At 71.2% G+C, this 15,259-nt stretch carries 14 protein-coding genes; 12 read left to right on the top strand and 2 right to left on the bottom strand.

The window, feature by feature from the left end; translation table 11 throughout:
* Positions 1-6: 6 nt before the first annotated feature.
* The 3 genes from lon to ACYQ8L_RS11960 are packed head-to-tail and all read left to right on the top strand — an operon-like array spanning position 7 to position 4,221.
* Positions 7-2,415: an endopeptidase La gene (gene lon / locus ACYQ8L_RS11970; protein ID WP_459942036.1), complete on the top strand. Its 2,409-nt coding sequence runs from the start codon at positions 7-9 to the stop codon at positions 2,413-2,415.
* On the top strand, positions 2,412-3,383 hold the full coding sequence (gene thiL, locus ACYQ8L_RS11965) for a thiamine-phosphate kinase (protein WP_459942035.1): 972 nt from the start codon (positions 2,412-2,414) through the stop codon (positions 3,381-3,383). Before lon ends, thiL begins: the two co-directional genes overlap by 4 nt.
* Positions 3,384-3,393: 10 nt before the next feature.
* Positions 3,394-4,221, top strand: a complete 828-nt coding sequence (locus ACYQ8L_RS11960) for a CheR family methyltransferase (RefSeq protein ID WP_459942034.1) — start codon at positions 3,394-3,396, stop codon at positions 4,219-4,221.
* A gap of 303 nt (positions 4,222-4,524) precedes the next feature.
* Here ACYQ8L_RS11960 and ACYQ8L_RS11955 read toward each other — a convergent pair whose 3' ends face one another.
* Together ACYQ8L_RS11955 and ACYQ8L_RS11950 are read right to left on the bottom strand one after the other, a co-directional pair.
* A complete protein-coding gene (locus tag ACYQ8L_RS11955; protein WP_459942033.1) occupies positions 4,525-5,295 on the bottom strand; it encodes an OmpA family protein in 771 nt (256 codons plus the stop codon).
* Positions 5,296-6,096 (bottom strand): motility protein A, encoded by an 801-nt coding sequence (locus tag ACYQ8L_RS11950; protein ID WP_459942032.1) that lies wholly within the window; start codon positions 6,094-6,096, stop codon positions 5,296-5,298.
* Between the two features lie 159 nt (positions 6,097-6,255).
* Here ACYQ8L_RS11950 and ACYQ8L_RS11945 point away from each other — a divergent pair, with 159 nt between their 5' ends.
* The 9 genes from ACYQ8L_RS11945 (at position 6,256) to ACYQ8L_RS11905 (ending at position 15,188) form a co-directional block, all read left to right on the top strand.
* A complete protein-coding gene (locus ACYQ8L_RS11945; protein WP_459942031.1) occupies positions 6,256-6,600 on the top strand; it encodes a hypothetical protein in 345 nt (114 codons plus the stop codon).
* Positions 6,597-8,000, top strand: coding sequence for a sensor histidine kinase (locus tag ACYQ8L_RS11940; protein ID WP_459942030.1), 1,404 nt, complete (start codon positions 6,597-6,599; stop codon positions 7,998-8,000). Before ACYQ8L_RS11945 ends, ACYQ8L_RS11940 begins: the two co-directional genes overlap by 4 nt.
* Before the next feature lie 230 nt (positions 8,001-8,230).
* Positions 8,231-8,569, top strand: a complete 339-nt coding sequence (locus ACYQ8L_RS11935) for a hypothetical protein (protein ID WP_459942029.1) — start codon at positions 8,231-8,233, stop codon at positions 8,567-8,569.
* Positions 8,556-9,806, top strand: a complete 1,251-nt coding sequence (locus ACYQ8L_RS11930; RefSeq protein ID WP_459942028.1) for an ABC1 kinase family protein — start codon at positions 8,556-8,558, stop codon at positions 9,804-9,806. Before ACYQ8L_RS11935 ends, ACYQ8L_RS11930 begins: the two co-directional genes overlap by 14 nt.
* 105 nt (positions 9,807-9,911) lie before the next feature.
* On the top strand, positions 9,912-10,157 hold the full coding sequence (locus ACYQ8L_RS11925; protein WP_459942027.1) for a 4Fe-4S dicluster domain-containing protein: 246 nt from the start codon (positions 9,912-9,914) through the stop codon (positions 10,155-10,157).
* Positions 10,154-11,302, top strand: a complete 1,149-nt coding sequence (locus ACYQ8L_RS11920; protein WP_459942026.1) for a 2-oxoacid:acceptor oxidoreductase subunit alpha — start codon at positions 10,154-10,156, stop codon at positions 11,300-11,302. The genes ACYQ8L_RS11925 and ACYQ8L_RS11920 overlap by 4 nt, the downstream gene beginning before the upstream one ends.
* Positions 11,302-12,186 (top strand): 2-oxoacid:ferredoxin oxidoreductase subunit beta, encoded by an 885-nt coding sequence (locus ACYQ8L_RS11915; RefSeq protein ID WP_459942025.1) that lies wholly within the window; start codon positions 11,302-11,304, stop codon positions 12,184-12,186. The genes ACYQ8L_RS11920 and ACYQ8L_RS11915 overlap by 1 nt, the downstream gene beginning before the upstream one ends.
* 20 nt (positions 12,187-12,206) lie before the next feature.
* Positions 12,207-12,779: a 2-oxoacid:acceptor oxidoreductase family protein gene (locus ACYQ8L_RS11910; protein ID WP_459942024.1), complete on the top strand. Its 573-nt coding sequence runs from the start codon at positions 12,207-12,209 to the stop codon at positions 12,777-12,779.
* A gap of 9 nt (positions 12,780-12,788) precedes the next feature.
* The gene (locus ACYQ8L_RS11905; RefSeq protein WP_459942023.1) at positions 12,789-15,188 is read left to right on the top strand and encodes a transporter substrate-binding domain-containing protein; all 2,400 of its coding nucleotides are present in this window, start codon (positions 12,789-12,791) and stop codon (positions 15,186-15,188) included.
* Positions 15,189-15,259: the final 71 nt, after the last annotated feature.

Here is a 15,259-nt window from a genome sequence, read left to right as displayed (position 1 = left end):
CGATCCATGTCGCAGAGCGAGAACACGCCAACCGTTGCGGAAAACGCCGAGATCCAGGGGGTGGAGATCCCCGAGGTCCTGCCCATGCTCCCGGTGCGGGACGTGGTGGTGTTTCCGTTCATGATCCTCCCGCTCTTCGTGGGGCGGGAAAAATCCGTGGCCGCGGTGGAGGAGGCCCTCCAGGGCAACCGCATGCTGTACCTGGCCACCCAGAAGGAGGTGGCCACCGAGGAACCCGGGCCCGACGACATCTACGAGATGGGCACCGTGGGCATGATCATGCGGATGCTCAAGCTCCCCGACGGCCGCATCAAGATCCTGGTGCAGGGGCTGAGCCGCGCCCGGCGAAAGGAGATCCTGACCACCGACCCCTGCTACCGGGTCCGGGTGGAGCCCGTGCCCGAAACCGTGCTGAGCGAACCCGACTACGAGTCCGAGGCGCTGATGCGCTCGGTGCGCGAAAAGCTCGAAGAGATCGTGAACATGGGCAAGGGCATCTCCACCGAGATCATGATGATCCTGGAGAACGTGGAGGACCCGGGCCGGCTCGCCGACATCGTGGCGGCCAACGTGAACCTGAAGGTGGCGGACGCCATGCAGGTGCTCGAGGCCGTGGACCCCAAGGACCGGATCAACCGGGTCCACAGCCTGCTGGAGCGGGAACTCCAGGTGCTCATGGTCCAGGCCAAGATCAAATCGGCCGCCAAGGAGGAGATGAACAAGAGCCAGCGGGAGTACTTCCTGCGCCAGCAGCTCAAGGCGATCCAGGACGAGCTCGGGATCACCGACGACCGGGGGGAGGAGATCGAGAACCTCCGGGAGAAGATCGAGAAGGCCAAGATGCCCAAGGAGGCCCGGGCCGAGGCCGAGCGGGAGCTCAAGCGGCTCCAGGGCATGCCCCCGTCCTCGGCCGAGGCGGCGGTGATCCGTACCTACATCGAGTGGCTCACCGAGATGCCCTGGAAAAAACGCACCAAGGACAACATCGACATCCCGCGGGCCAAGAAAATCCTGGACGAGGACCACTACGACCTGGAGAAGGTCAAGGACCGGATCCTGGAGCACCTTGCGGTCAAGAAGCTCAAGCCCGACACCAAGGGCCCGATCCTGTGCTTCGTGGGGCCGCCGGGGGTGGGGAAGACGAGCCTGGGCCAGTCCATCGCCCGGGCCATGGGCCGCAAGTTCGTGCGGATGAGCCTCGGGGGCGTCAAGGACGAGGCCGAGATCCGCGGTCACCGCCGCACCTATGTGGGCGCCATGCCCGGCCGGATCGTGCAGGGGATCCGCAAGGCGGGCTCCCGCAACCCCGTGTTCATGCTGGACGAGGTGGACAAGATCGGCCAGGACTTCCGGGGCGACCCGGCCTCGGCGCTCCTGGAGGTGCTCGACCCGGCCCAGAACTCCAGTTTCGAGGATCACTACCTGAACGTGCCGTTCGACCTCTCGGAGGTCATGTTCATCTGCACCGCGAACCTGATCGACCCGATCCCGCCGGCGCTCCTGGACCGGATGGAGGTGATCCGGCTGTCGGGCTACACCCGGGAGGAGAAGCTCGAGATCGCCCGCCGGCACCTGATCCCCCGTCAGATGGCCGAGCACGGGCTCACCGGGGAGCATCTGGAGATCTCGGACGAGGCCCTCGGCATGGTGATCGACCAGTACACCCGGGAGGCAGGCCTGCGAAACCTCGAGCGGGAGATCGCGAACCTGTGCCGGAAGGTCGCCCGGCGAGTGGCCGAGGGCCAGGCCACAAAGCACCGCATCACCCGAAGGAACCTCCACCGGTACCTGGGCCCGCCGCGGTTTCTGCCCGAGGCCGAGGTGGAGGACGACCTCGTGGGAGTGGCGACCGGGCTCGCCTGGACCCAGAGCGGCGGCGACATCCTCCACATCGAGGTCACCACCATGAAGGGGTCGCCCAAGCTGATCCTCACGGGCCAGCTCGGCGACGTGATGAAGGAGTCGGCCCAGGCGGCCCTCTCCTACGCCCGGAGCAAGGCCGCCGACCTCGGGGTGCCCGAGGACTTCTTCGACCAGCGGGAGGTCCACATCCACGTGCCCGCCGGGGCCATCCCCAAAGACGGCCCCTCGGCCGGGATCACCATGGCCGTGGCCCTACTGAGCGTGATGACCGGCCGGCCGGTGGACCACACCGTGGGCATGACCGGCGAGATCACCCTGCGGGGCCGGGTGCTCCCGGTGGGCGGGATCAAGGAGAAGTGCCTGGCGGCCATGCGGGCCGGGCTCAAGGCCGTGATCCTTCCCGAGCGGAACGAAAAGGATCTGGAGGACCTGCCGCCCAAGGTCCGTCGGGCCCTCACCTTCCATCTGGTGAAGACCATGGACGAGGTGATCGACCTGGCCCTGAAGCCCCCTGCTGACGCGGCCGAACCCCGGGAGGCCGCCGCCTCGTGAGGCTCGCGGACCTCGGGGAGTTCGGCCTCCTCCGGCGGTTGGGGCTCCTCCCGGCCCGAACGGCAGAGGGGCCCGGCGACGACACCGCCGTCCTCCCCCTGGAGGACGGCGTTCTTCTCTTCACGGCCGACGCCCTCGTGGAGGGCGTCCACTTTTGCCGTGCCTGGGGCCGGCCCGAAGACCTGGGCTGGAAGGCCCTGGCCGTGAACGCAAGCGACGTGACGGCCATGGGCGGCACCCCCTGGGCCTTCACCCTGACCCTGTCCGCCCCCCCCGACCTCCCCGTGTCCTGGATCGAGGGGTTCTACCGGGGGCTCCGGGAGGCGGCCCGGGCGTTCGGGTGCGTTCTCGCCGGGGGCGACACCACCGCCGCCCGGGACCTGACGGTGTCGGTGGCCCTCCTGGGCCGGGCCGAACGGGCCGTCCTGCGGTCCGGCGCCCGGCCGGGGGACGACCTCTACGTGACCGGATTCCCGGGGGAGAGCGCGGCCGGGCTCGCGCTCCTCCAGGCCGGCCGAGAAGGGGAGTTCCCCCACCTCGTACGCCGGCACCTCCGGCCGGAGCCCCGGCTCGCCCTGGGCCGGGCCCTGGGGAGGACCCAGGCGGCCTCGGCCCTGATCGACGTCTCGGACGGGCTCCTCCAGGATCTCGGGCACCTGGCCCGGGCGAGCGGCGTGGGCGCCGAGGTGTGGGCCGAGCGGGTGCCGGTCCCGGCGGATCTCGGGCGCGCGGCGGAGTTTTTGGGCGCCGACCCTCGGGAGTGGGTGTTCGGGGGAGGCGAGGACTACGAACTCCTGTTCTCCGCTCCCCCGGGGCAACGGAGGGCGGTGGAAACCCTGGCCCGAGCCGCCGCCACCCCCGTGTGGCGGATCGGCCGGGTCACCCCGGAGCCCGGCGTTCGGGTCCTCGACCGCGGCGCTCCCTGGGCGCCCCGCCGGGCCGGGCACGACCACTTCCGGTCGCGGTGACCCACCCGCCATGCCTTCCCTGCCCCGGTTCCCCCACCCCTGGGACGATCTGGCCTGGTTCCGGCGGCTCGCCGAGGCCGTGGAACGGGAAACCGGCTTAGAGCTCCGGGCCTACAAGGAAACGGCGATCGTGCGGCGGGTGCGGGCCCGGTGCAAGGCGCTCGCCCTGCCGGACCCGGAGGCCTACGCCGCGTTCGCGGCCGCGAACCCCGGGGAGGCGCGGCGCTTCGCCCGGAGCCTGAGCGTCGCGGTCTCCGGGTTCTTCCGCGACCCCGCGGCCTTCGCGGCCCTGGGCCGGCTTTTGCCGGAGCTCGCCGCCCCCAAGCTCCCCGGCGTGCCGCTCCGGCTCTGGAGCCTCGGGTGCTCCCGGGGCCAGGAGGCCTTCTCCCTGGCGGCCACGGCCCTCGGGGCGCTTCCCCCCGGCCGCCCGTTCGAGGTGCTGGGCACCGACCGGGACGAGGCGGCCCTGGCCCGGGCCGGGGAGTACGGGGAACGGGAGGTGGAGGGCCTTTCGGAGGCGCAGCGCGCCCGGGTCCTCGAACCCGTGGGGGAAGGCCGCTGGCGGGTGCGCCCCGAGGTGCGGGCCCGGGTGCGGTTTCGGGCCGGGGACCTCCTGGACCCGGCCACCTACCCCGAGGGGCAGGATCTCGTGGCCTGCCGGAACGTGCTCATCTACCTGCGCCGACCGGTCCAGACCTGGGTGCTGGAGCACCTGGCCCGGGCGCTCCAGCCGGGGGGCGCCCTGGTCCTCGGCACCAGCGAGACGCTCCTCGGCCTGGGGGCCGATCGCTTCGAGCCCTGGGACGCGCGGCTCAGGATCTACCGAAAGCGGGGGTGACCGGCGGACACGGCTCGCCCCAACGCTGCCTCGCTTTCTAGCGAGGCGTTCCCTAAATCCCGTAGTATTTCCACGGGGTGGGGCTGGGGCCCCTCCTTCGCTGAACGGCCTCGCAGGGGCTGCCTCGGCGCGGTCCGCTGCGGCGCGTGAGGGCACGCGCCGCGGCCGCTCCCCTGGCGCCGGGCGGCCCGAGTTGCTCCGCCGTCGCGCTTCGCCGGACCCCCAGCCCCTCCGCCGCAATGTGCATGCTTTTTTGTGAGACGGACCACTAGCCGCCTCACCGCCCAGCCGCCGAACCTTCGTTTACGGCCGCGCCGGCCGGTACCCGCCCTGGGGCAGGGACTCGGGGCTCTTGAACACGAACTCCACCCGGCGGTTTCGGGCCCGGCCCTCGGGGGTGTCGTTGGGGGCGATGGGCCGGCTGTCGGCGAACCCCACGGCCACGAGCCGGGCGGGGTCGGCGCCGCGCTCCACGAGGTACCGCAGGGCCGCCGTTGCCCGGGCGGAACTGAGCTCCCAGTTGGAGGGAAACCGCTCGGTGTGGATCGGCACCGAGTCGGTGTGGCCCAGGATGTATAGATCGAGGGTGTACTTCTTGATGAGGGCGGCGATCCGGTCCAGCACGGCCGCGGCCTCGGGCTTGAGGTCGGCCGAACCCGAGGGGAAGAGGAGCTTCCCCTCCACCCGCACGGTGACCCCCTCCTCGTCCATGGTGACCTCGGCCGCGCCCCCCAGCTCCTGGAACAGGGCCTGGACGATGCTCAGGAACTGCTGCATCGACATGCCCTGCTCCTCCGTCTGGCCCTGGCCTTCCTCCATGGCCTGCTGGAGCATCTGCTCGATGGGACTTTCGGACCGGGCCATGTAGTCGCCCCAGGTCTCCTTCTGCACCCCGAAGGCGTCCTTGACGCTCCCGAGCATCTCCCGAAATTTCTGGGCGTCCATGTTGGCAAAGGAGAGCAGGAGCACGAAGAACGTGAGGAGCAGGGTGGACATGTCGGCGAAGGTCGCCATCCACGCCGGCGCCCCCTCCTCGGCCTCTTCCTGGGGCCCCTTGTTCAGGAGTTCGTCCATCTAGGCCGCCTCCCCGGCCGCCTCGCCGCCACCGCCGCCGTCGCGTTTTTCCTTCCGCATGGTCGGGGCGATGAAGGCCTCGAGCTTGTCCTTCAGCACCTTGGGGTTCGCGCCCTGCATGATCGAGATGATCCCCTCGGTGATCACCTGCTTTGCCAGCGCCTCCTCCTTGCTCCGGTACTCGAGTTTGTTGGCGATGGGCAGGCACACGAGGTTCGCGATCAGGGCCCCGTAGAGGGTCGTGAGGAGCGCCACCGCCATGGACGGCCCGATGGACGAAGGATCGTCGAGGGAGCGGAGCATCTGCACCAGCCCGATCAGGGTGCCGATCATCCCGAAGGCCGGACCCATGGCGCCCATCTGCTTGAACACCTTCTGGCCGATGGCGTGGCGCTCCTGGGTGAAGCTCACGTCGGTGGACATGATAAACCGGATGAGCTCCTCCTCGTTGCCGTCCACGGCGAGTTGGATCCCCTTCTTGAGGAACGGATTGGTGATCTCCTTTTCGGCGTCCTCCAGGGCCAGGATGCCGTTGGTGCGGGCTAGGCGCGACAGGCTCACCATCTGGTCGATGATCTCGTCGAGGTTCCAGGTATCCTCCTTGAACGCCTTGACCGCGACCTTGACGGCGCCGATCACGGTGCGCATCGGGAACATGATAAACGTCACCGCGATCACGCCGCCCACCACGATGAGCACCGAGGGGATGTCCACGAACGCCAGCGGCGCCCCGCCGATCACGATGGCCGCGACGATCAGCACCGTTCCCGATGCCAGGCCAATAATGGTTGCCAGATCCATGGAACGCGTCTCCCTAGCGGATTCGATGTGCGGACCTTTCTTCTGTTCGGCGGTTTCCCCGAAAACTTGAGCCCCCCGTTCCCGCATCGCCCGGCGCCGTCTGGCGTTTTTGCGAGGTTCTGTGGTACGAATCGGGCATTCTCTCCCACGGGACCCGACATGCGCCCCTTCGCCCTCGTGCTCTTATCCTTCCTCACGTTCCCCGGCACCGCGTGGGCCGTGCAGCGGCACTCCGGCGAGGGGCTCGTGGCCCACGAGATCGCCCACCTCGCCTTGGCCCTCGCCCTGGTCCAGTTCGCGCTCCAGGCCCGGCGGAACGGGGCCGCGGGCAGCCGCCTCCTCGCCGGGGGCGCCGCCCTGTTCGGGCTCTGGAGCCTGTGGGCCTTCACGAGCCACCTCCTTCCCGGGTATCCGGTCTGGGCCCGGGATCACCTGATCCTGGTTCCGGCACTTTTCCTGCTCTGGAAAGGAATCCGGGCCCGGGTGAGAGAGAACCGGGCGTGAGCGATCTTTTCGCGGTGGGGGTGGACCGGCTCGGGGCCCTGACGGTGTTGGCCCTCGCGGTGCTCTTCCACCGGGAGACGAGGCGCCTTCCCCGCACGGTGGACGGCGTGTACCTGCGGTGGTTCGGAGGACTCATAGCCCTGGTTGCCATGGCCCGCGTGGTTTCCCACGTGGGCGTGCCGGTGCTGGCCGCGCGCTGGCCCGCGGCCGAGGGGCTCTACCCCTACACCGGGGCCCTGAACACGGTGCTGTTCGCGGGGCTCGCGGTGGCCACCTGGTTCCACCGCCAGACCGGGGCGTTCCAGCGGGTCGTGGAGGACGAAAAGAACCGTCTGCGGCGGGACCTCGCCGGGGCCCAGGCCGAGCTCCGGGCCCACCGGGACCGCCTGGCCGGAGCGGTGGAAACCGCGCGGGAGATCCTGCGCCGGGTGGTGGAGCGGGGGGAGTACGGGGAGCGGTTTCCCGATCCCGAGGCCCCGGCCTGCTGGGAGCGGTTTGACTGCCCCGACGCGGCCTGCGAGGCCCGGGGCCGCACCGACGAGCGGTGCTGGCGGATCCGGGGCGGGGCCGGGGCCGACCGGCCGTGCCGGTTTCCCACCTGCGCTGAATGCCCCGTGTACCGGGAGGCCACGGCGGGCGAAATCGGGGCCCTGGCGGAGACCGTGAACGACCTCCTCTTTCTCCTGGACCGGGAGGCGCGGGACCGGCGGCTCTTCCTTTCGGCCCTGAGCCACGACATCCGGGGGCAGCTCGGGTCGGTCCGGGGTTTCCTGGACCTCCTGGCCAGCCCGACCCCCTCGGAGGCCGAGCCGGGCGAGATCCTGGCGCTCGCCCGGTTCTCCCTGGAGCGGGTCATGCATCTCGCCGAAACCCTGGTGCTGGAAGGGCGCGCCAAGGCCCGAACCCTCGCCCCCGCGCCCCGCCCGTTCGAGGCCGCCGCCGCCCTCGGGCGCCTGGCCCGGACCTTCGGGCCCCAGGCCCGGATGCGCGGCGTCGAACTCCGGGTCCAGGCCGATGAACCGGCGCCCCCGGCCGTCCGGGCCGATCCCATGATGGTGGAACGGGCCGTCGCGAACCTCGTGGACAACGCCCTCAAACACGCCCCCCGGGGCTCCCGGGTGACCTTGGCGGCGAGGGCCACCCCCTCCGGGGGGCTGCGGATCGAGGTGGCCGACGAAGGCCCGGGCATCCCGCCCGAACGCCGCGACGAGGTGTTCCGGCCGTTTCGCACCTGGGACGAGCGGGGAACCGGCCTGGGTCTCTTCGTCGTGGCCGCCGTGGCCCGGGCCCACGGCGGGCGGGCCGGGGTCGAGGACGGCCCGGGCGGCCGGGGCAGCCGGTTCTGGGTCGAGCTTCCACCGGCGCCCCCGCAGCGGGAAGCCGGAACCGATTCCGGTTGAACCACGGAGGGCACGGAGGACACGAGGAATCGGGGAGTGGCTTAACGAGAGGGGGTGCGTGTTCCCCCGGGGGCACCCGACCGCCGACCGGGGGGACCGATTCGAAACGGACCACGGAGGGCACGGAGAGTACGGAGGGGGTGAGGAAGTTCGGCCGCCTGGCCGCCCTGCCACCTCGCCGCCCAGCCTAGCGACCGAAGTCCGACGACCGTCGACCGGAGACCGAACCCATGTCCGAAACGCCGGGTGGAAAGGGAAGCCTGGCCTTTTTTGGCCTGTGGCTCCTGCTGCACGAAAAGGCCGACGACTGGATCCGCGACGCGATCCGCCGGGCCCGGGAGACGCCCGAGGACGTGCGCGACGAATACGAGCGGTTCCTCCTGGCCGTGGACCGGGAAAAGGAGCTTCTCAAGGGCGTGGTGGGCCGCATGGCGGCGAACCAGATCCGGGCGTTGGGGTTCCTGGGCCCCGAGGAGGCGCGGGATCTCCGGGACGAAATCCGGGAACTACGCGAGCGGCTCCGGGCCCTGGAGGAGCGCCTCGACCGGATGGGGGATGGAAACCCGTAGAGGCCCGCCCTGGGCCCGGGCGGTTCGGCGGTTCCTGGAACGGGCGGGGCCCGGGTTCGTGAAGCTGGGCCAAGTGCTGTCGGTGCGGCCCGACCTGGTGCCCGATTCCCTCCGGCGGGAACTCGAGGCGTTGCAAGATCGCGCCGTTCCGGTACCCTGGGGCCACGTGCGGGCCGAGATCGAGCGCGCCCTCGGTCCCGGCGCCGGGGCGGTCTTCCGCCGGGTCGTTCCGCAACCGGTGGCCAGCGCCTCGGTGGCCCAGGTTCACCGGGCGGAAACCCCCGACGGGAGGCCCCTCGCGGTCAAGGTGCTCCGGCCCGGGGTGGAGGAGAGGGTTCTCCGGAACCTCCGGCTCGCGCGGCGGATGGCGCCGGGCCTCGGGCTCTGGCCGGCCCTGCGGGGCCGCGTGGACGCGGAAGCCCTGTGGCGGGAGATCGAGCGGGCGGCCCGGGCGGAGCTCGACCTTCGGGCCGAGGGGGAAACCGCCTGCGAGCTGGCCCGGGGACTGCGGGAAGAACCCCGGATCCGGATCCCCGAGGTGTACTGGCCCGGCACGGCCCGCAGGGTACTTTCGGCCGGGTGGATCGAGGGTCACAAGCTCTCGGCTCCCGAAGCCCGCCGGCACCCGGAGTATCGGGACCTGGCGGAGACGGGCGCAAGGGCGTTCTTCCGGCAGGTCTTGGAACTGGGATTGTTCCACGCCGACCTCCACCCGGCGAACCTTTTGATCACCCCCGCCGGCGAGATCGGGTACGTGGATTTCGGGCTCCGGGGCCGGCTCGGCCCGGGGGAGCGCCGGGCGGCTCTGGGGGTGCTGGTGGGCCTTTTGGCCCGGGATGCCGGGCTCGCCCTGCGGAACCTGGAGCGCCTGGGCGTTCGGGTACCCCGCGAGCGCCGGGCGTCGTTCGTGGAGGAAGTGGACCGGGTCCTCGGCGCCGCCCTGCGACCGCGCCTCGAGGAGGTCGAACTCGCGGCCCTGGGCCTGGGCCTCCTGGGGGCGGCGCGGCGGGCGGGCGTTCGGTTTCCCCACCGCCACGCGCTCCTCGTGAAGGCGCTCCTCTCCGTGGAGGGGACGGCCCGGCTGCTCCACCCGGGCTTCTCCCTGGAGCGGTGCGCCGGGGAGTACCTGGCCGAGCGGACCCTCGAGACCCTCCGGCCGGGCCTCGTCCTGGAGGCCGCCTGGCGGGGGGCGGCCCTCCTGGTGCTCGGCCGCCTGTGCGCGGACCTGACTCCTTGAACCCGGCCGCAAACCGAGGTGAACGAATGCTGCTTACGCTGGAAAATCCTTACCCTTCTCGCTTTCCGGCCTCCCAGCCTTCCAGCTTGCTCACGGAGGACTCCCATGAGTAAGGCAGCCCCGGCGGCCAAGCCGGCCGCCCCGCCCGGGGAAAACCCCATAACCGTGTACAAGGCGTGGTGCAAGAAGTGCGGTATCTGCGTCGCCTTCTGCCCCAAGAACGTGCTGGAACGGGGCCCCGACGGCCACCCGGTGCCCGCCCGGCCCGAGGACTGCATCCGATGCCACATGTGTGAGCTGCGATGCCCCGATTTCGCCATCACCGTGAAGGACAAGGAGGAGCGGTCATGAGGCCCAAGGGATCCCGGGAGCTCCTGCTCCAGGGCAACGAGGCGGTGGTGGAGGCGGCGCTCGCGGTGGGATGCACGTTCTACGCGGGCTACCCCATCACCCCCTCCACCGAGATCGCCGAGGGGCTGGCCGCCCGGCTGCCGGCCGTAGGCGGCACCTTCATCCAGATGGAGGACGAGATCGCGAGCCTCGCGGCCTGCCTGGGGGCGAGCCTGGCCGGCGCCAAGGCCATGACCGCCACCTCGGGGCCCGGGTTCAGCCTGATGCAGGAGCTCATCGGGTACGGGTGCATCGCCGAGATTCCCGTGGTCATCGTGGACGTGATGCGGGGCGGCCCCTCCACCGGGCTTCCCACGAGCCCCTCCCAGGGCGACGTGATGCAGTCCCGGTGGGGCACCCACGGCGACCACCCGATCATCGTGCTCACGGCCTCTTCGGTGCGGGAAGCCTTCGACCAGACGGTGCGGGCCTTCAACCTGAGCGAGAAGTACCGAAACCCGGTGATCCTTCTGCTCGACGAGGTGGTGGGCCACATGCGCGAGAAGGTCCGGCTGCCGGCCCGCGGCGCCGTGGAGCGGGTGGACCGGATCCGGCCGAGCATGCCGCCCGAGTGGTACGCCCCCTACGACGAGACGAACACCGGCGTGCCCCCCATGGCCGCCTTCGGCGACGGGTACCGCTACCACGTCACCGGGCTCGTGCACGACCGGATGGGGTTCCCCACCCAGCAAAAGACCGAGATCGTCCAGGGCCTGAACCGCCTGTTCCGGAAGATCGAGCGCGGGTTCCGGGAGATCTGCGTCACAGAGGACGTGCGGTTGGACGACGCCGAGGCCGTGGTGGTGGCCTACGGGTCGGTGGCCCGAAGCGCCCGGGAGGCCGTGGAGGAACTCCGGGCCCAGGGCAAGAGGGCGGGGCTCCTGCGGCTCCAGACCCTCTGGCCCTTTCCCCGGGCGGCCTTCGAGCGGCTCCTGGGCCGCGGCGGGGTGAAGGCGCTCCTCGTGTGCGAGATGAACCGCGGTCAGGTGTACCGGGAGGTGCTCCGGGTCGCCCGGGGCCGCGCCGACGTCCACAAACTCGTCCGAAACGACGGCGAGCTCATCACCCCGGCCGAGATTGCCAAGGGTCTCAGGGAGTGGCTGTGATGGAGCGTTCGAACCGAGAGATCATCCAGAACTACCTGCGCCACGGGAAGAAATTCCCCCACATCTGGTGCCCGGGTTGCGGCAACGGCGTGGTGCTGGGGTGCCTGCTGCGGGCCATCGACCGGCTGGGCTGGCCCAAGGACGACGTGGTGCTGGCCAGCGGCATCGGGTGCTCGAGCCGGGCCCCGGTATACGTGGACTTCAACACCCTGCACACGGTCCACGGCCGGGCGCTCGCCTTCGCCACCGGGGTCAAGCTGGCCCGGCCCCACCTCAAGGTGATCGCCATCATGGGCGACGGCGACTCGGTGGGGATCGGCGGCAACCACTTCATCCACGCGTGCCGCCGCAACATCGACATGACCGCCGTGATCGTGAACAACCAGATCTACGGCATGACCGGTGGCCAGGTGAGCCCGGCCACCCCCACCGGCGCCCTCTCCACCACCACGGTCTACGGGAACCTCGACCAGCCCTTCGACGTGTCGCGGCTCGCCGAGGCGGCCGGGGCGACCTTCGTGGCCCGCACCACGACCTACCACGTGAGGGAACTGGAGAACCTGTTGCAGAAGGCGTTCGTCCATACGGGATTCTCCGTGGTGGAGGTGATCGCGGGCTGCCCCACCACCTACGGCCGCCGGAACCGCCTGGGCGGGCCCGTGGACATGATGCGGTGGCAGAAGGAGCACGCCGTGTCGGTGAAGAAGGCCGCCGCGATGCCGCCCGAGGAACTCGCCGGCAAGATCATCACCGGGGTCCTGGTGGAGCGGGAGGCCCCCGAGTACACCCGGGAGTACGAGAAGGTACGGCAGGCCGCCCGGGCGGCCCTGCCGGAGCCCACCGTGGAAGAGGAGAAGATCGACCGCACCGGCGCCGAGCCCTGACCCGAGAAGGAGAGAAAACCATGCGAACCGAAGTGCGCCTGGCGGGCTCCGGCGGCCAGGGCCTCATCACCGGCGGCATCATCCTGGCCGAGGCCGCGGGGCTCCACGAGGGTAAGAACGTGGTCCAGACCCAGAGCTACGGCCCCGAGGCCCGGGGCGGCGCGAGCAAGGCCGAGGTGATCATCAGCGACGGGCCCATCCACTACCCCAAGGCCCAACGGCTCGACATCCTCCTGGCCATGACCCAGGAGGCCTGCGACAAGTACTTCCACGACCTCAAGCACGACGGCGTGCTCATCGTGGACGCGGACCTCGTGCCCACCCCGCCGAGCTCGTCGGCCCTGGTGGTGCCCATCGTGCGCACCGTACGCCAGGAACTCGGCCGGGAGCTCTTTGCCAACATCGCGGCCCTCGGGGTCCTGGCCGGGGCCACCGGCGTCGTGGGGCTGCCGGCCCTGGAGGCCGCCGTGCTCGCCCGGGTGCCGCCGGGGACCGAGGAGCCCAACCGCAAGGCCCTGGAGCTCGGGTTCGCCCTGGGCAGGGAAGCCCTGGAAAAGCCCCGGGAGGCCGAGCCCTACGAGGCCGACGAGTAGGCCCCGGCGATGATGCGGGTCCGCCTCCTGCCCCTCGTGCTCCTGGCGGTCCTCACCGCGGCCGGACCGGCCGGGGCGCTGGTGGCCGCGGTGGACCGCAACTACCCGCCCCACGAGTGGTGGGAGGCCGGGAACGCGCAGGGCTTCAACGCCGAGGTGCTGCGGGCCGTGGCGCGGGAACTCGGGGAGCCCCTGGCGTTTCGGCCCTACGTCTGGGCCGAGGTCGAGCGGGCCCTCGACCGGGGCGAGGTGGACCTCTCGTGCATGGCCCGCACCCCGGGGCGGGCCGAGCGCTATGCCCTCACCCGAACCCCCATCCTCCCCCTCGAACTCGCGATCTTCGTCCGGGAGGGAACCGCCGGCATCCCCGACCTCTCCGCCCTCGCCCACCGCACCGTGGCCGTGGAGGAGAACGACATCGGCCACCGGGTGCTCCGCGAGCGCTGCCCCGAAGCCGTGGCCGTGGTGGTGCCCGACCAGGCCGAGGCCCTGCGGCTCCTGGCGGCGGGGGAGGTCACCGCGTACCTGGGCAACCGCCACACCGGCCCGTACCTGATCGAACGGCTCGGGCTCCGGGGGATTCACACCATCGGGGAGCCCGTGCCCGTGGGCGAGCGGGTCATCGCCCTGCCCAAGGGCCAAACCGCCCTGCGGGACCGGGTGGACCAGGCCTTGCGGCGCCTTACCGCCGACGGGACGCTTGAGCGGCTTCGGGAGAAGTGGTTCGGCAGGCCCGCGGTTTCCACCCGGGATTGGCGGCCGGTTCTCCGGAGCATCGCGGCGGGAGCCGCCCTCGTCCTCCTGGCCTTAGGGGCGCTGGTGCTGTGGAACCGGTCGCTCCGGCGGGAGGTGCGCCGGCGCACGGCAGAACTTCGGGCCTCGGAAGAGCGCTACCGGGCGCTTCTCGACACCGCGCTGGAGGCCGTGCTCGTGGCCGATCTCGAAACGGGGGAGATTCTCTACGCGAACCGGCCCACCGAGCGGCTTCTCGGCCTCTCCCGGGCGGAGATCCTGGGCCGGCGCGTCCAGGACCTGGTAATGGACGACGACCGGGAGCGGGTTCGGCAGAGTTTTGAAGAGGTCGCGGCCGACCGAAGGGGCGCCCTGCCCCGCTCCTACGTCGTGGCCCGGCCCGACGGGGAACGAAGGGTCGTGGAGGCCGTTTCGAGCCCCATGGAGTACCAGGGCCGTCCGGCGGCCCTCGTCTACGCTCGGGACGTGACCGAGCGGGAGGAAAACCGCCGCCGGGCCGAACAGGCCGACCGGCTTCGATCGGTGGGCCGCCTGGCCGGGGGCGTGGCCCACGAGTTCAACAACCTCCTGGCGGCGGTCCTCGGCCACGCGGAACTCGGCGAACTGGAAACCGCGGACCCGTCGGCCCGCCGACGGTTCCGGGCCGTGGCCCAGGCGGCCCAGCGGGGGGGCGAGATCGCCCGGCAACTCCTCGCCTACTCCCGGCAACAGCCGCTCCGGCCCCGCACCGTGGATCTGTGCGCCGAGGTGCGCCAGGCGGTGGAGTTCCTGCGGCCCCTGCTCCCCCGGAACATCGAGCTCCGGGTCGAGTGCGAGCCGGAATCCGTGTGGACGCGGGTGGACCCGGCGCGGCTCCAGGAGGCGCTGGTGAACCTGGCCACCAACGCCCGGGACGCCATGCCCCAGGGCGGGCGGCTCCTCGTAGAGGTGGACCGGGTGGACCTCGACGGAGCCTACACCCGAAACCACCGGGACCTGGAGCCCGGCCCCTACGCCCGGATCACGGTATCGGACACCGGGGAGGGCATCCCCCCCGAGGTGCTCCCCCACGTGTTCGAGCCCTTCTTCACCACGAAACCCGTGGGCAAAGGCACGGGGCTCGGGCTTTCCACGGTGCACGGGTTCGTGAAGCAGAGCCGCGGCCACGTCCACGTGTACAGCGAACCGGGGGTGGGCACGACGGTCCGCCTCTACCTGCCCGAGGCGCCCCCGGCGGATCAAGCCGGGGAGGCGGCGGAACCGGACGAGCCGTCGGAGACCCCGGCGCGCACGGCGGCGGAGGTCTGGGTGGTGGAGGACGAACCGGCGGTCCGGGAGATGCTTTGCGAGTTCCTGGAGTCCCAGGGCTACCGCCCCCTCGGCTTCGCCTCGGGGGAGGCCGCCCTCCAGGCCCTCGACGGGCGCCGCCCGGATGCGGCCGTGGTGGACCTGGTGCTCGAGGGCCGAAGCGGCCGGGAGGTGGGCGTGGCCCTGCGGGAGGGGGTTCCGGGTCTTCCCCTCGTGTACATCTCGGGATACTCGGAATCCTTCGCCCGGGCCGAGGGCCTCCTGGAGGAAGGGGCGGCGTTCCTCACCAAGCCGTTCCGGGTCGCCGACCTCCACCGGGTTCTCCTGGCCGCACTGGAAGCAAAGGGGGAGCACACGGGAAACGGCTAGCCCCCGGAACGCCAGGGGGCCAAGAAACGTTCGCCGTTCCTCTCTCTGTGGAGAGAGATACTAATACCTTC

It is taken from the genome of Deferrisoma palaeochoriense (genome assembly GCF_054656955.1).
Note: the sequence above shows the minus strand (reverse complement) of the source record. Positions and strands in the feature narration are given on the sequence as shown.

Bases quoted from the DNA above. Each gene is read 5' to 3' on its own strand.
- lon (WP_459942036.1), top strand. From the start codon at position 7: ATGTCGCAGAGCGAGAACACGCCAACCGTTGCGGAAAACGCCGAGATC.
- ACYQ8L_RS11960 (WP_459942034.1), top strand. From the start codon at position 3,394: ATGCCTTCCCTGCCCCGGTTCCCCCACCCCTGGGACGATCTGGCCTGG.
- ACYQ8L_RS11955 (WP_459942033.1), bottom strand. From the start codon at position 5,295: ATGGACGAACTCCTGAACAAGGGGCCCCAGGAAGAGGCCGAGGAGGGG.
- ACYQ8L_RS11950 (WP_459942032.1), bottom strand. From the start codon at position 6,096: ATGGATCTGGCAACCATTATTGGCCTGGCATCGGGAACGGTGCTGATC.
- ACYQ8L_RS11945 (WP_459942031.1), top strand. From the start codon at position 6,256: ATGCGCCCCTTCGCCCTCGTGCTCTTATCCTTCCTCACGTTCCCCGGC.
- ACYQ8L_RS11935 (WP_459942029.1), top strand. From the start codon at position 8,231: ATGTCCGAAACGCCGGGTGGAAAGGGAAGCCTGGCCTTTTTTGGCCTG.
- ACYQ8L_RS11930 (WP_459942028.1), top strand. From the start codon at position 8,556: ATGGAAACCCGTAGAGGCCCGCCCTGGGCCCGGGCGGTTCGGCGGTTC.
- ACYQ8L_RS11925 (WP_459942027.1), top strand. From the start codon at position 9,912: ATGAGTAAGGCAGCCCCGGCGGCCAAGCCGGCCGCCCCGCCCGGGGAA.
- ACYQ8L_RS11920 (WP_459942026.1), top strand. From the start codon at position 10,154: ATGAGGCCCAAGGGATCCCGGGAGCTCCTGCTCCAGGGCAACGAGGCG.
- ACYQ8L_RS11915 (WP_459942025.1), top strand. From the start codon at position 11,302: ATGGAGCGTTCGAACCGAGAGATCATCCAGAACTACCTGCGCCACGGG.
- ACYQ8L_RS11910 (WP_459942024.1), top strand. From the start codon at position 12,207: ATGCGAACCGAAGTGCGCCTGGCGGGCTCCGGCGGCCAGGGCCTCATC.
- ACYQ8L_RS11905 (WP_459942023.1), top strand. From the start codon at position 12,789: ATGATGCGGGTCCGCCTCCTGCCCCTCGTGCTCCTGGCGGTCCTCACC.